This window comes from Azospirillum sp. B4, assembly GCF_000333275.1.
GTDB lineage: Bacteria > Pseudomonadota > Alphaproteobacteria > Azospirillales > Azospirillaceae > Nitrospirillum.
Genome location: NZ_BACU01000659.1, coordinates 1 through 15,250, shown reverse-complemented (window position 1 = coordinate 15,250; position 15,250 = coordinate 1). Strand labels below are relative to the sequence as shown.

Below are 15,250 nucleotides of genomic sequence, written 5' to 3'. Positions count from 1 at the left end.
TTGCGCCTTATCCATATATCGACGCCACCGGCGCCCGCGCCGTCGCCGCCCGCCGGGATGATGGCCCGGCGCACACGGTGCCGGGCGCGGCCAGCGTCTATGAACTGGCGCAGCGGGCCATCGCGGCGGGCAAGGGCCTGGCGGCGGTGGTCGAGGCGGCGGGCGCCGGTGACAGCGTGGATTTGGCGGCCCTGGTGGCCGAGGGCCGGTTGCTGGCGCCGCTTGACCACCCCGATACCGCCCACCTGCTGGTAACCGGCACGGGCCTGACCCACCTGGGCTCGGCCGAGGGCCGGGACAAGATGCATAAGGACCTGGCCGATCCCGCCAAGCAGACCGACTCGATGCGCATGTTCCGCCTGGGCCTGGAAGGGGGCAAGCCGCCCGCCGGGGCCGGTGCCGACTGGGTGGGCGCGCAACCCGAATGGTTTTTCAAGGGCGACGGCGGCATCATCACGGCGCCCGAGGCGCCGCTGGCCTCGCCCGCCTTCGCGCTGGACGGCGGGGAGGAGCCGGAGATCGTGGGCCTCTACGTGATCGGCCCCGACGGTACGCCGTTCCGCCTGGGCTACGCGCTGGGCAACGAATTTTCCGACCATGTGACGGAGCGTCAGAACTATCTCTATCTGGCGCATTCCAAGCTGCGTCCCTGCTCCTTCGGGCCGGAGCTGTTGGTGGGGCCGCTGCCGGACGACATCCGGGGGGCGACGCGCATCGTGCGCGACGGCCAGGTGGTGTGGGAGAAGCCCTTCCTGTCGGGTGAGGCCAACATGTGCCACAGCCTGGCCAACCTGGAGCATCACCACTTCAAGTACGCCGGTTTCCGCCGGCCGGGCGACGCCCACGTGCACTATTTCGGCACCGCCACCCTGTCCTTCAGCGACGGCTTCACCACCCGGCCGGGCGACCGGTTCGAGGTTGAGGCCGCCCCTTTCGGCCTGCCCCTGCGCAATCCGCTGGTCGTGAAGGCCGCTGAGGCGGTGGCCGTGACGGCGCTGTAGGCGCGTCACCATCCCACCCTCCAGGGGTGGGCGATTATCCGGTGGCCTTGATGCAACCGCCCTCCCGACGGGGAGGGCGGCTTTTGGCGTTGGCCACTCGCAATCCCACATAACCTGTTGAGAGAGCTGCCCTATTTCGGGCGGCTGATGCGTCCGTGCCACACCCCTGAATAAATCATACGATATACGATATAAGATATTTGACAGGTTGGTTGCATTTGCGGGACGGTTGTCCAGCGCGCACTAACGGGGGTGCGCGGTCTGGGAGATAAGAATGCGAAAGATTCATGCGAAGTCCGCCCACGGGTCCGCTGGCGCGTTGGCGCGACGGCAGGGCCGGGCGGCGACCCTGGCGGCGGGGGCCGCCCTGGTGGCCTTGATGGCGGGTGGCCAGGCGCTGGCCCAGTCGGCGCCGGACTCAGTGGACGACCTGCAGGAAATCGTCGTCACCGGTTCGCGCATCAAGCAGGCGAACCTGACCACGGCCAGCCCCCTGACCATGGTGGGGCAGCAGGACCTGCAGTACCAAGGCACGACCAACATCGAAAGCGCCCTGAACCGCTTGCCGCAGGTGATGGCCGATTCCAATGAGAACGGCTCCAACGGATCGGATGGCACCGCGCGCGTGAACCTGCGCAACCTGGGTTCCAACCGTAACCTGGTGCTGATCGACGGCCAGCGCATGCTGCCGCCGGAAATGAACGACCTGAACTTCATCCCCACCGCGATGGTGGACCGGGTGGACGTGGTCTCGGGCGGCGCCTCCGCGGTCTACGGTTCCGATGCCGTGTCGGGCGTGGTGAACTTCATCCTGCGCAAGAACCTGGATGGCGTTCGCGCCGACGTGCAGTACAGCATCGCGCAGCATGACAATGGTAATCAGGCCCTGCGTTCGGTGGTTCGGGCCAAGGGCTATCCCACGGCGCCCGATGAGGTGTGGGATGGCATCAAGAAGGACGTCAGCGTCGCCGCCGGCACCAACTTCGATGGCCAGAAGGGCAACGTCACGCTATTCGCCGGCTATCACTACATGATGCCGGTGACACAGGATAAGCGCGACTATTCCTCCTGCGACCTGAATCTGAAGGATGCCAACACCTTCGTCTGCGGTGGCTCCAGCAACAATGTCTACGGCCTGTTCTATCCGTTGTCAGGGCCGACCGCCGGTTCCTACCTGGTGAATTCCAAGGACGGCAGCAAGACCTGGGTGCCGTACGACAGTTCCTTCGCCTACAACTACACGCCCACGAACTACATCCAGCGTACGGACAAGCGCGAAACCGGCGGCGTGGCCGCGCACTATGAATTTGCCAAGGAAATCGAAGCCTACGGCAACTTCATGTACATGAACGACCACACCTTCTCGCAGGCCGCCCCGTCGGCGCTGTTCCAGGGCACGACGTTCAACATCAACTGCAACAACCCGCTGATGTCGGCCTCCCAGGCGAGCACCCTGTGCGGTACCGCCGCCGGCACGCCCACCGACGCGCAGACCTTCATCGGCTACCGCCTGGCCGGCCCCGGCAGCCAGCCGCGTCGCGACGACCTGCGCCATATCGACTACCGCTTCACCGGTGGCTTCCGCGGCGAGGTGTGGGATGGCTGGAGCTACGACGCCAACTTCCTGTGGTCGAAAGCCATCCTGAACGAGACCTATCTGAACAACGTCGACAACACCAAGGCGCAGCGCGCGCTTGAGGTGGTGAATGTCAACGGGGTGCCGACCTGCAAGTCCGTGATCGACGGCACCGACCCGACGTGCGTGCCCATCAACGTCTTCCAGTACAACGGCATCAGCCAGGCCGGTTACAACTACCTCTACTCCCCCAGCCATACCCATGGCGCCCAGACCGAAAAGGTGGGCAGCCTGGCCATCAACGGCGATCTGGAACAGTACGGGATCAAGAGCCCGTGGGCCAAGAAGGGCGCGGCCATCGCGCTGGGCTTCGAACACCGCGAGGAAACCTTGCTGTACGAGGCCGACGCCGTGGCCCAGCAGGGGGGCACCATGCCGTCCTCCGGCAGCCTGAGCGTGGATGAAGGCTACGGCGAACTGCAGATCCCCCTGATCCAGGACAAGCCCCTGGTGCAGGAACTGCTGTTCAACACCGGCTATCGCTATTCCAAGTATGACTACCTGGACGGCGGCGTCAGCACCTACAAGTTCGAGCTGCAGTACGCTCCGGTCAGCGATTTCCGCCTGCGCGGCAGCTACAACCGCGCCGTCCGCGCCGCCAGCATTTCCGAGCTGTTCGCGCCCAAGACCGTGGGCAACGTCGCGGCGCAGGATCCGTGCGCCGGTACCAACCCCACGGCCACCCTGGCCCAGTGCGCCCTGACCGGCGTGACGTCGGCGCAGTACGGCCATATCGCCGAATGCCCGACCGACCTCTGCTCGGCCCAGGGTGGCGGCAACACCGCCCTGAAGCCCGAGACCGCCGACACCTTCACCGCCGGCGTGGTGCTGACGCCCACCTTCATCCCCAACTTCACCGCCACGCTGGACTACTACAACATCAAGGTTGACGGCTACATCGCCGGCGTCGACGCGCAGACCGCCATCAACCAGTGCGTCACCACCGGCAGCTCCTACTTCTGCGGCCTTTTCCATCGCGACAATAGCGCTGGCGGCGTGCTGTTCGGCGCCAACGGCTACGTCGAATCCACCAACCAGAACACGGGCTACCTGAAGACCTCGGGTGTGGACGTGGACATCTCGTACAAGCTGGCGCTGGAGGATCTGGTCAACCACAATTGGGGCGACCTGAACTTCAACCTGACGGGCAGCGTCCTGCTGAGCAATGAGACGGAGCAGTTGCCGGGCCTTGGGTCCTATGACTGCGTCGGCCTGTTCGGTCCCACGTGTGGCCAGCCCAACCCGCGGTGGCGCCACCAATTGCGCACCACCTGGTCCAGCCCCTGGATCCCGGCCACCGTGTCCATCAACTGGCGCTTCATTGGCCCGACGTCGCTGTCCAGCAACACGGCCAACGCGTTCCTGGCCTCCGACTATGTCGGCATCAACGCCAAGCTGCCGTCGTACAGCTACTTCGACCTGGCGACGACCTATAAGATGACCGACTACCTGTCGCTGCGCGCCGGCGTGAACAACATCCTGGACCGCGATCCGCCGGCCATCGCTTCGGGCCTGCTGAGCAAGTTCGGCAACGGCAACACCTACCCCGGCATCTATGACCCGCTGGGCCGCGTCATCTTCGTCGGCGCGACGGTGGAGTTCTAAGGCCTGGTCCGTTCACGAAAATACCCCCGCCCGGATGGCTCCGGGCGGGGTTTTTTCTTCTGAAACCGGGGTTTCGCGCCACAAAATGTCGTTTAAAAAGGCGAGGGCGGTTAAGTTGTTGACGCCCACGCCGATCAGTGTCCAAACAGCTTTCAGCCGGTGACGCCAGCCCCTGGGCAAGGGGGCGGCGCTTCGATCAGCACAAGGCCGGCGGCGGGGGCTACAACACGTTATAGATGGGGACAGCTTTATGACGTTCTGGACGCGCCGCAAGGCGTTGGACGCTTTGGCCCACGTGGACCAGAGCCGGCAGTTGCGCAAGACCCTCAGCTGGCCGCACCTGGTGGCGCTGGGCATTGGCGGCATCATCGGCACCGGCATCTACACGCTGACCGGCATCGGTGCCGAGCGCGCCGGCCCCGCCGTCATCCTGGCCTTCGCCGCCTGCGGCATACTCTGCGCCTTCGCGGCCCTGACCTACGCCGAGATGGCCACCCTGATGCCGGCCGCGGGCAGCGCCTACACCTACACCTATTCGGTGCTGGGCGAGGGGCTGGCCTGGATCGTCGGCTGGTCCCTGGTGCTGGAGTATGCCGTCACCTGCAGCGCCGTGGCGGTGGGCTGGTCCGGCTACATGGTGGGCCTGCTGGAGAGCATGGGGATACACCTGCCGCATTCCCTGATCGCGGGGCCCTATGCCGGCGGCCTGATCAACCTGCCGGCCGTGGTCATCACCGGTCTGGTCACCGCCCTGCTGGCCAAGGGCGCCAAGGAAAGCGCCACGGTCAACATCGCCCTGGTCGCCATCAAGATCATCGCGCTGGCCGTGTTCGTGGGCCTGACGGTGTTCAGCCTGGTGCCGGAGAACTTCACCCCCTTCATGCCCTACGGCTTCGTCTCGCACATGGATGACGCGGGCCATGTGCGGGGCGTCATGGCGGCGGCGGCCATCGTCTTCTTCGCCTTCTTCGGCTTCGACGCCGTGTCGACCTCGGCGGAGGAGGTGAAGAACCCCGGCCGCGACCTGACCATCGGCATCCTGGGCTCCATGGTCATCTCCACCATCATCTACATGATCGTGGCCGCCTGCGCCGTGGGTGCCTGGCCGTTCCAGGAGTTTGCCGCCAGTGGCGAACCGCTGGCCTTCATCCTGCGCAGCCTGAACCACCCGGGCGCCGCCTGGGCCATCGGGGCCGCCGCCATCGTGGCGCTGCCCAGCGTCATCCTGGTGATGATGTTCGGCCAGACCCGCGTGTTCTTCGTCATGTCGCGCGACGGGCTGCTGCCGCGGTCGCTCAGCGACCTGGGGCCCGACCGCCGCTCGCCGGTGAAGGTGACCCTGCTGGTCGGCCTGTTCGTCGCCCTGTTCGGCGGTTTCCTGCCGCTGGCCACCATCGCGGAACTGTCGAACGCCGGCACGCTGGCGGCCTTCATCTCCGTGTCCGTCTGCGTCATGGTGCTGCGCGTGACCAAGCCGGACATGCCGCGCCTGTTCCGCTGCCCGGCGGTGTGGGTGGTGGCGCCGTTGGCGGTGATCGGCTGCGTGTACTTCCTGTACTCCCTGCCCGGCACCACGCTGCGCAACTTCGCCATCTGGCACGTCATCGGCCTGGTGCTCTACCTGGCCTACAGCCGCCGTCACAGCCTGCTGAACAAGGCGGTGTAAGGGACTGACCCCGTAAACGAAAGGCCGCCACCCCCCGGGTCGGCGGCCTTTTCTTTTGCCGACGCGCGGGCCTTACTTCCGCCGCGCGTCGCCCCAGGCCTTGGCCTGGCGGATGTAGTCGGCCATGGCGGCGCGTTCCTGGGTGAAGGTGTCGTCGACCACGGTGATGGTGGGGATGGCGCGCTGGGTCGGGAGGATTTCCGGCTTGTAATGGCCGAAGCCGGCCTCGTGCACCCCGGTGCTGCCCCGGCCGGGGGCCGGGCGGCTCAGGTGCTGATAGTTGCGGATGTGGCTGTCGCAGGCGGCCGGCATCAGGGTGTAGCGCGTCACATGGCTCATGGGGATGAAGGCCATCTGGGCGTCGTACAGCATTTCGCCCACCGGCGGGATGCCGGGGTGGCGGCGGGCCAGTTCCTCCACCAGCAGGCGGGTGCCTTCATGCATGTCGGCCTTGGTGTTGTTGACGGCGGCACCGGCGATGTCCAGGAAATAGCCGTCCACGCCGAACTGGCGGATGGTGGCGGAGATGCGCTCCGTCAGCCAGCGGCGCCAGGACGCCACGCCCAGGTTCATGAAGGGCATCCAGCCTTCGCCCGACCGGTCGTTGTCCCAGTCCACCCAGTTCAGGTCGAAGGCGTCGCCGTCCACCCGCTCCGTCGTGGCGTCGGCGAACTGCTTGAACTCCTCCCACACCCTGTTGGCGGAGTTGGTGCCGAACATGGGGACCAGGCGGAAGCCCAGTTTGCGGGCCTGGATCACCAGGCGCTGGAATCCCTCCACCCCGCCCATGCGCGGGTCGGGCTGGTACAGCGGGTAGTTCCAGTAATACCGGCCGTCCCAGGCCGGCAGGAAGACCATGACCCGCTTCGGGTCGATCTGCGTGGCGGCCCAGCGCAGGATCTCCAGCATGCGGGCATAGTCGTTGAAGATATAGCCCGTCCAGTGCGCGCCGTGGATGCTCAGCACCAGGTCGACGTCTCGCATCCAGGCCGGCATGTCCGGCCGGGTGGCCAGCGGCGGGATGCCGTAGGCCTTTTCCACATGGGCGAAGTGGGGGCCCGCCGCTGCCGCGTAATCCGCCGCCGGGCCCACCCGCCAGGGCGGGGTGGTCAGGCTGGTGGCCTTGGCCCAGCCCTCGCCCTCATGGATCAGTTCCACGCGATAGCCGTCCGGTCCCGGCTGGAAGAAGAAACGGCAGGTGCGCACCGCCGTCTGCCGGGCCGACAGGGCGTAATGCCGCCCGTCCGCCCCCTTCAGCACCGCCAGGGGCGTGGCCATGCCCTGGAAGAAGTTGGGATATTCGAAGGACTTCTCATCGTCCTTGAGGTCGGTGAAGTCCTGGCCGGAGACGGAGACCTCGCCGCGCGGCAGGCCGCGCACCACGGTGGTGATGGACTTCACCGGGTGTTTGGCCTCGGCCTTCACCGTCCACTGCACCGTGCCGTCCGCCTCCACCGTGAAGTCGGCCACCAGCGTGCCCGGCGCCTTCTCCTGCCCGCCGGCCCACAGCAGGCCGTCGCAGGTCAGGGTGACGTGGGCGCCGTCGCGCACCACGCGGGTGACCGTGGGGTCGATAGCATAGGCGTTCTCATAGGTCTGCACGCGGAAACCCACCAGCAGCGGCCCCACCTGCACCGACGCCTCCGGAAAGTCGAAGCTGAACTGGAACGCGGCCTCGCCCCTGGGCGGGGTATAGACACCGGTGCGGGAGGTCAGCAACCGCAGGTCCGGGCTGGGCGTGGCCGATGCGGTGGCGGTGGCGCCGGTCGCGCCCAATGCCGCGGCGGTGCCGGCGCCGCTGGCCAGGAAGGCGCGACGGGTAACGATGGGGGCCAAAGGCTTTCCTCCTCATATGTTCTTTCGCGGCGGACGAGCGGTTTACAAACGGCCGGGCGCCCGATAGTAATATTATACGACTTTAATAAAAGCCACAGGGAGAGCCCCAGGGAATGATCCGTACCCTCCACGTCGCCGCAGCGGTCCTGCTCGCCGGCACCGCCCTTGCCATGCCCCCCGCCCGCGCCGCCGCGCCCGCCGCCACGGTGACCGTGCAGGCCGGCCATCCCGGTGCCGTCATCGCGCCGGAAATCTACGGCCAGTTCGCGGAACATCTGGGCACGCAGATCTATGGCGGCATCTGGGTGGGGCCGGACAGCCCCATCCCCAACATCCGTGGCTACCGCAAGGACGTGGTGGAGGCGCTGAAGGCCCTGCATGTCCCGGTGGTGCGCTGGCCCGGCGGCTGCTTCGCCGACGAATACCATTGGCGTGACGGCATCGGCCCCAAGGAGCGGCGGCCCGTCATCGTCAACACCAACTGGGGCGGGGTGGAGGAGAACAACGCCTTCGGCACCCATGAGTTCATGGATTTCTCCGAACTGATCGGCGCCGGCACCTATGTGAACGGCAACCTGGGCAGCGGCACCGTGCGCGAGATGGCCGACTGGGTCGCCTACATGACGGCGGACAACCATGGCAGCCTGGTTCAGGAACGGCGGGCCAATGGCCGCGACAAGCCGTGGACCCTGAACTGGTTCGCCGTGGGCAACGAGGTCTGGGGCTGCGGCGGCAACATGCGGGCGGATTACTACGCCGACCTGCTGCGCCAGACCCGCACCTTCCTCAAGCCGGGCGCCGGCCAGCCGACGAAGTTCATCGCCGTCGGCCCCAGCGACGATGACACCGCCTGGACCGAGACCATCATGGCGCGGGCGGCCAAGGACATCGACGCCCTGTCCATGCACTATTACGACGTGGCCTCGCTGAACAGCGTGCCCAAGGGCACCTGGAAGGTGAAGGGCTCCGCCACCGACTTCAATGAGTCGGAATGGTTCGCCAGCATCTTCGGCGCCTATCAGATCGGCACCTACATCAGCCACCACAGCGCCATCATGGACAAGTACGACCCGGAGAAGAAGGTCGCCCTGGTGGTGGATGAATGGGGCACCTGGCACGACCCCACCCCCGGCAGCAATCCCGGCTTCCTGCAGCAGCAGAACACCCTGCGCGACGCGGTGGTGGCGGCCATCAGCCTGAACATCTTCCACGCCCATGCCGACCGCGTGCGCATGGCCAACATCGCCCAGATGGTCAACGTGCTGCAGGCCATGATCCTGACCGACGGGCCGCGCATGGTGCTGACGCCCACCTACCATGTCTTCGACATGTACAAGGGCTTCCAGGGCGCCACCAGCCTGCCCGTGACCGTGACCGGCCCGGACTACAGCCAGGGCGGACGCACCGTCCCGGCCGTCAGCGCCTCCGCCGGCCGGGGCACCGACGGCGTCACCCGCCTGGCCCTGACCAATGTCGACCCCAACAAGGCCGCACCCGTCCAGGTGGCCTTGGCCGGCCTGAAGGCGGGCAAGGTCACCGGCCGCATCCTGACCGGCCCGGCCATGAACAGCCTCAACAGCTTCGACCATCCCCAGGCCATCGTGCCGGCGGCGTTCAGCGGCGCCACCGTCTCGGGCGAGACGGTCAGCCTGACTCTGCCGGCCAAGTCGGTGGTCGTTCTGGAACTGAAATGACCAAGCCCGCTCCTGGGTATTTCCTTGGGGGCCTGGCCGGCGTGCTTCTCGCCGGCCAGGCCTGGGCCGCTGACCTGACGGGCGACTGGGTCTTCCAGGCCGCCCCGTCCTTTCCCGGTTTCACCAGGATGGCCATCCGCCGGGACGCGGATGGCCTGCACGGCACCATCACGTCGCAGTGGTATGGCGACCTGCCCATGCTGGACCTGAAGACGGTGGGGGCCGGGGCGGGAGACGGCCTGGTCTTCCACATCGACAACGGCAATCCCAAGCTGAAGCCCTATGACCTGACCGTGGCTCCGGACGGCCAGGGCGTGAAGCTGACCGGCCAGGTCTGGTATGAGAAGCAGGAGGCGCCCGCCCACCGCGCCACGGCGGCGGAGATGGCGGCCCTAGACTTCCCCACCTATCCACTGCCCGCCCCGGCCCACGTGCCCAGCAACGGCTTGGCCCGCACCCCGCCCATGGGGTGGAGCAGCTGGAACAAGTTCGCCGAGGCCATCGACGACACGACGGTGCGGCAGATCGCCGACGCCCTGGTGCGCAGCGGCCTGCGCGACGCCGGTTATGTCTACGTCAACATCGATGACGGCTGGCAGGGCGAGCGGGGGGCCGACGGCGTGCTGCGCCCCAATGCCAAGTTCCCGGACATGAAGGCCCTGGCCGACTATATCCACGCGCGCGGGCTGAAGCTGGGCATCTACAGCTCCCCCGGCCCCAAGACCTGCGCCGGCTACACCGGCAGCTACGGCCATGTCGAGCAGGACGCCCGCACCTGGGCGGAATGGGGCGTCGATTACCTGAAGTACGATCTGTGCTCGGGTGAGGGCTTCTACCACACGGCCGAGACGGTGCAGGCGACCTACCAGCAGATGGGGGCCGCGCTGGTCGCGACCGGCCGGCCCATCGTCTACAGCCTGTGCGAATACGGCCGCTTCGACGTGGGCGCCTGGGGGCGCGAGGTTGGCGGCAACCTGTGGCGCACCACCGGGGATATCGAGGACAGCTACGCCAGCATGGCGGCCATCGGCTTCGACAGGAACGGCGTGCCCCGCCACACCGGCCCCGGCGGCTGGAACGATCCCGACATGCTGGAGGTCGGCAACGGCGGCATGGGCGTGGAGGAATACCGCACCCACATCAGCCTGTGGGCCATGATGGCCGCCCCCCTGCTGATGGGCAACGACGCGCGGTCCATGACGCGGGAGACGCTGGCCCTGCTGGGCAATGCCGAGGTCATCGCCGTGGACCAGGACCCCCTGGGCCACCAGGGCCTGCCGGTGCGCAAGCGGGATGGGACGGAGGTCTGGACCCGGCCGCTGGCCGACGGGTCGGTGGCCGTGGGCCTGTTCAACCGCACGGACAAGCCGGTGACGATGTCCGCCGACTGGCCGGCCCTGGGCCTGGGCGATCATCCCCGGGTGCGGGACCTGTGGGCCCACCGCTCCGTCGCCCCGGACACCGCCCCCACCGTGCCGGCGCACGGCGTGGTTCTGCTGCGGGCCACGCGCTGACTGGTACCGCTAACAAGTCCCCGGCGGTATTTTCGCGCGGGGAATGGTATCGTGCGAAAAGGCCTTCCGTTGTCCGCATGAAACTTGCCGCATGAGCATCATCGTCCGCAGCCTGCCCGACCAGGCCTATGAAATCGTGCGGCAGCACATCCTGCTGGGCACCATGGCGCCAGGTGCCGCGGTGCAGCAGGGGGCCATCGCCAGCCAGCTGGGGATCAGCAAGATCCCCCTGCGGGAAGCCTTGAGCCGGCTGGAACAGGACGGCCTGGTCACCTCCTTCCCCAACCGGGGCTATGTGGTGAACACCCTGACGACGGAAGAGGCGACGGAGGTGTTCGCCCTGCGCCTGAAGCTGGAGCCCGGGGCGGCGGCGGACGGCGCCCGCCGCGCCAGCCCGGCCGACCGGGACCACGCCCGCGATGAGCTGCTGGCGCTGGAGCGGGAGCAGGGGACCGCCGGCACCGGCCACGTCACCCTCAACCGCGCCTTCCACATGGCCCTGATCCGCCCGGCCGGCGGCATCACCAGCCAGTTGATGGAACGCCTGCACGTCCTGTCGGAACGCTATGTGCGCGTCCACCTGGAACCCCAGGGCCGCGCCGGCCGCGCCCGCGACGAGCACCGCGCCCTGTTCGAGGCGTGGATGGACCGTGACATAGCGACGGTGGAGGCGCTGACCGCCGGCCACATCCGGGGCACGCTGGAGGATTTGCAGCGGGAGCTGGGCTCTTAAGGCCGAGTCCTGCGGGCTCTCCTTCGATGTCATCTCCGGAGTAGACCTGACCTTGCCGCTGCCGGTTATCGCCTGGGTGCCGCAGGCGCGGCAGGCATGAAAGGCGATGAGGGATTGCGGGCAGCCGGATTTCCTCGAATAATCGGCTTATGAACGAAGACCTTCCAGCAACGAAGTTGGCACTTCGGCTGCGGCCCCTCGTGATCGCGCTTGCCGGAACCAATGCACTGTTGGTTCTCGTCTCATTCTGCTTTGGGGCGTGGCCGCAATGGATAAACGTTTTGGCTGTCGTCGTGGCCTTCGCGCTCACCCTCACATTGTTGTTTTCAGGCGTATTTGACCCCCGGTTCCAAAATGCCGTTTCCGCCCTCAACAAGCAGCGACGATCGGAAGCCAGGATTTTCTGGTGGGGGCCTTTCAGCGACCGCACCCTCCACCGTATCGGTTGTGTTCTCGTGGTTGAGATGGTTGTGACGCTCTTTGCTCAGCGAGATGCTGGAGGCGTGTTGGCATGCGCGACCGTGATCATGATTGCGGCGACGCAGATTTCCTTGGCGGTACGTGGCCATCCCACCGACCGATACGAGGACCTGTTCACGTGATTGGGCGCGGTAAGTGTGACGCCGCACCCGTACGCATCACACTGTCATTTCCGCAAGTTGGGTCCGTCCTCCTCTGACACCCGGCTCAGCCGCCCCATCAAGCTGTCGGGCGCGATGGGGACGGAGGTGTGTTCCTGCGCGATGCGCCAGCCGCCATCTCGCTTCACCAAGGTCCAGCTCAGGCGGTTCTGCATGGAGCGCAGCTTGGCGCCCTCCGGTGACAGGGCGGTATAGGTCAGGAAGGCACTGAGGCCGGCCGTGTCGCCGCCGCCGACAACGCGCACGTTTCCCGCCGTGACCTGCACCCGTTCATCGCCCAGGCCACCCAGCCAGGCCTTGACCGACTGGCCCCAGGCGGCCCGGTCCGGATAGGACCAGCTGTCCCAAGTGTCGAACACTACGGCGTCCTCGGCGTAGAGGGCCAGCAGCGCTTCCGCGTCCCGATCCCACGCCGCTTGGCGGTAGGCGTTTAGGATGTTCATCACCTCTTGTTCCATATCGCTTCTCCTATGGGCGTTGAGCCTGGAAGACGAACGATGAGGGAGGAAGGCTACAGGGGAGATTGAGTTTTTTTTGATGAGCATGTGCTGCTATAAAAATATCCCCATACTTGATATTGTTTTGGTAGGGGTGTATTAAGAATTGTAGTATCGACAGACAGAAACCCAATTTAGGGATATTCAATAGATGATGGAATCATTAAGTATTCGCGATATTGTTGATATGGTTACTCGTGGACAATTGCGCATACCAGCGTTTCAGAGAGGATTTGTCTGGGATGCTGAGCGTGTCTCTCATCTGATGGATAGTATATATAAGAATTATCCATTCGGTTCCCTCATGATATGGAGAACAAAAGAGAAGTTAAAATTTGATAGAGATTTAGGGCCATTTAAATTGCCGGAACCAAAAGAAGATTATCCGGTAGATTATGTTTTGGATGGTCAGCAAAGGCTAACATCAATATTTGGTGTTTTCCAGACAACTATGAAAAAAACTCTACCAGTCGAGTGGACGGATATTTATTTTGATCTTGCTGCTGAGGCCACGGCTCAGGATAGTCAGTTTGTGGCTCTTAGGGATGATGAAGTTATTGCTGATAGGCACTTTCCACTAAATACCCTCTTCGATAGTACCGCTTACAGAAAAGCAACGGAATCTTACAAGGGTGATGTACTTAAAAAAATTGACGATATGCAAGCGGTATTTAAAGAAACGAAAATTCCGGTGCAAGTTTCAAAGACGGATGATAAGGCTACTGTTGCCATAATATTTGAAAGGGTAAATCGGCAAGGTGTTGAGCTTGATACACTGCAATTGCTGTCGGCTTGGACATGGAGTGAAGATTTTCAGCTGGCCGATAAGTTTGAAGAGCTGGCAGATGAATTGAAGCCTTTTGGCTTCGCTGATATTGGTGGTGATACCGATCTTCTTCTTCGGTGCTGTTCAGCTATATTGGCAGATGATGCTTCGCCCAAAGCGCTGATGGAGTTAAATGGAGCAAATGTTCGAGCCAATTTTGAAGCGGTGACAAACGGTGTTAAGTACGCTGTAGATTACTTTCGAAAAAATTTTAAGGCGCAGACGCTAGCGAATTTACCATTTACAACCCTCTTGGTTCCATTAGCCGTTTTCTTTGCCTCTTCAAATGAAAAAGAAATTTCATACACAGAAGAACAGAAAAAAATAATTAATCGTTGGTTCTGGCGGGCGTCTTTTTCGAAAAGATATAGTTCTGGCGTATTAAGAAATTTAAAGGCAGATATTGCCCAAATGAAGAATCTGCGAGGTGGCTATCCATCGACGCTGGGAGATTTTTCGTTTTCCATTGATGATGATCATTTTCTTGTGAATTCGTTCGGCATGGGGAATGTTAATACCAAAACATTCTTACTAATGCTGGCCGCACAAGATCCGGTATCATTTATTTCTGGGCAGCCAGTCGATCTTGAGGCGACATTGAAAGCGGCCAACCGGTCGGAGTTTCATCACATGATGCCGCGTGATTTTCTGAAAAAAAGCGGGCAAAATTCCATCAATGACAATGTTTTAGCTAATATATGCTTCTTATCTAGAGCGGATAATAGAAAGCTCGGTGGAGTCGCCCCGTCAGTTTATAGAATGCTTATGCCACAAGATATTAGTGCGATAATTAAATCATCCCTAGCATCTGATCTTCTATTTGAGGATAAATATGAAGTATTTGCAAAAAAGCGAGCCTCTGATTTGGCAAATACCGCAAAAAAACTATGCGGTCTTGACGTATAGGTTCCATCAATATTTTATATGTTCCGCGCTATGCCGCAAAATGGAGATTTTCTGCAATCGCCGCGCCCAAATCTCCGCCGCCACCCGGTCGGCCTCGGCCGGCTCATCCGCCAACCCCAAGGCCAGCACCCCCAGGGCAATGGTGGCGATGACCGTCGCCGTTTCCGCGTCCCGCCCCGGTTCGCCGCGCCAGACGGGCAGCAGGCCCTGGGCCGCCGCCTTGGCCGTGGTCAGGGCGGGCAGGGGTAGCTCCTGGCGCTCGGCGCCCACCTGGACATAGGCGGTGGTGGGCTTGGCGGGGTTGCGTTCCACCTCGCCGCCGCCGCCCTTGACCACCACCAGGCGGGGGCGGTTCAGGCGTTGGGCGACGCCCAGGTGCAGGTCGATGTAGGGCGGGTGGAAGACGCCGTCGACGGCGGCGCGGGTGTCGAACGGGTCCAGCAGGCGGCAGACGGTGTTGATGGGGCTGCGCAGGCCCAGCAGGTGGCGCAGGTTCAGCAGGCGGTCCAACTCCGGACTGAAGGCCGACAGCGGCAGGTAGGCGAAGCCGGTTTCGGCCACCAGGGCCTTGGCGTCCTCGCGGCTGGTCGCCGGGCGCAGGCCCAGCTCGCCCAGGGCGTCGGGCACGTCGCGGCCCTGGGTGAAGGCGTTGCTGCCGTGCATGATGACGCGGTGCCCGGCCTGGGCCAGCGCCA

Annotated in this window: 10 protein-coding genes and 1 pseudogene; 8 read left to right on the top strand and 3 right to left on the bottom strand. The window is 64.1% G+C overall.

The genetic code is table 11. The annotated features are described in order from the left end of the window. Positions 1-17 precede the first annotated feature (17 nt). The 3 genes from araD1 to I55_RS29935 all read left to right on the top strand — a co-directional run bounded on the left by araD1 (position 18) and on the right by I55_RS29935 (position 5,908). The gene (gene araD1 / locus I55_RS29945) at positions 18-1,001 is read left to right on the top strand and encodes an AraD1 family protein (protein ID WP_049974642.1); all 984 of its coding nucleotides are present in this window, start codon (positions 18-20) and stop codon (positions 999-1,001) included. A 274-nt stretch (positions 1,002-1,275) separates the two neighbouring features. Further along, positions 1,276-4,242 carry a TonB-dependent siderophore receptor gene (locus I55_RS29940; RefSeq protein WP_252181370.1) on the top strand — a complete coding sequence of 989 codons (2,967 nt, stop codon included), beginning with the start codon at positions 1,276-1,278 and terminating at the stop codon, positions 4,240-4,242. Positions 4,243-4,492: 250 nt separating this feature from the next. Further along, complete coding sequence (locus tag I55_RS29935; RefSeq protein ID WP_044564376.1) at positions 4,493-5,908, top strand: amino acid permease; 1,416 nt, start codon at positions 4,493-4,495, stop codon at positions 5,906-5,908. A 72-nt stretch (positions 5,909-5,980) separates the two neighbouring features. On the opposite strand, the gene I55_RS29930 is transcribed toward I55_RS29935, so the two are convergent. After that, positions 5,981-7,744, bottom strand: coding sequence for a hypothetical protein (locus I55_RS29930; RefSeq protein WP_252181369.1), 1,764 nt, complete (start codon positions 7,742-7,744; stop codon positions 5,981-5,983). A 113-nt stretch (positions 7,745-7,857) separates the two neighbouring features. Between I55_RS29930 and I55_RS29925 the strand changes: the two genes are divergently transcribed. The 4 genes from I55_RS29925 (at position 7,858) to I55_RS29910 (ending at position 12,287) form a co-directional block, all read left to right on the top strand. Then, positions 7,858-9,438, top strand: a complete 1,581-nt coding sequence (locus tag I55_RS29925; RefSeq protein WP_083901539.1) for an alpha-N-arabinofuranosidase — start codon at positions 7,858-7,860, stop codon at positions 9,436-9,438. Continuing rightward, entirely contained in the window at positions 9,435-10,952 is a 1,518-nt protein-coding gene (locus tag I55_RS29920) for a glycoside hydrolase family 27 protein (protein ID WP_049974641.1), read from the top strand. Before I55_RS29925 ends, I55_RS29920 begins: the two co-directional genes overlap by 4 nt. Positions 10,953-11,043: 91 nt before the next feature. Then, positions 11,044-11,685 carry a GntR family transcriptional regulator gene (locus I55_RS29915; RefSeq protein ID WP_044563884.1) on the top strand — a complete coding sequence of 214 codons (642 nt, stop codon included), beginning with the start codon at positions 11,044-11,046 and terminating at the stop codon, positions 11,683-11,685. A 149-nt stretch (positions 11,686-11,834) separates the two neighbouring features. Further along, entirely contained in the window at positions 11,835-12,287 is a 453-nt protein-coding gene (locus I55_RS29910; RefSeq protein WP_148294051.1) for a hypothetical protein, read from the top strand. Between the two features lie 44 nt (positions 12,288-12,331). On the opposite strand, the gene I55_RS29905 is transcribed toward I55_RS29910, so the two are convergent. Continuing rightward, entirely contained in the window at positions 12,332-12,784 is a 453-nt protein-coding gene (locus tag I55_RS29905; protein ID WP_044564374.1) for an SgcJ/EcaC family oxidoreductase, read from the bottom strand. A gap of 190 nt (positions 12,785-12,974) precedes the next feature. On the opposite strand from I55_RS29905, the gene I55_RS35140 reads away from it, so the two are divergent. Then, positions 12,975-14,555, top strand: coding sequence for a DUF262 domain-containing protein (locus tag I55_RS35140; protein ID WP_199902772.1), 1,581 nt, complete (start codon positions 12,975-12,977; stop codon positions 14,553-14,555). A gap of 6 nt (positions 14,556-14,561) precedes the next feature. Here the strand turns inward: I55_RS35140 and I55_RS29900 are convergent. Beyond that, positions 14,562-15,250, bottom strand: a pseudogene (locus tag I55_RS29900) (hypothetical protein); the annotation flags it as partial.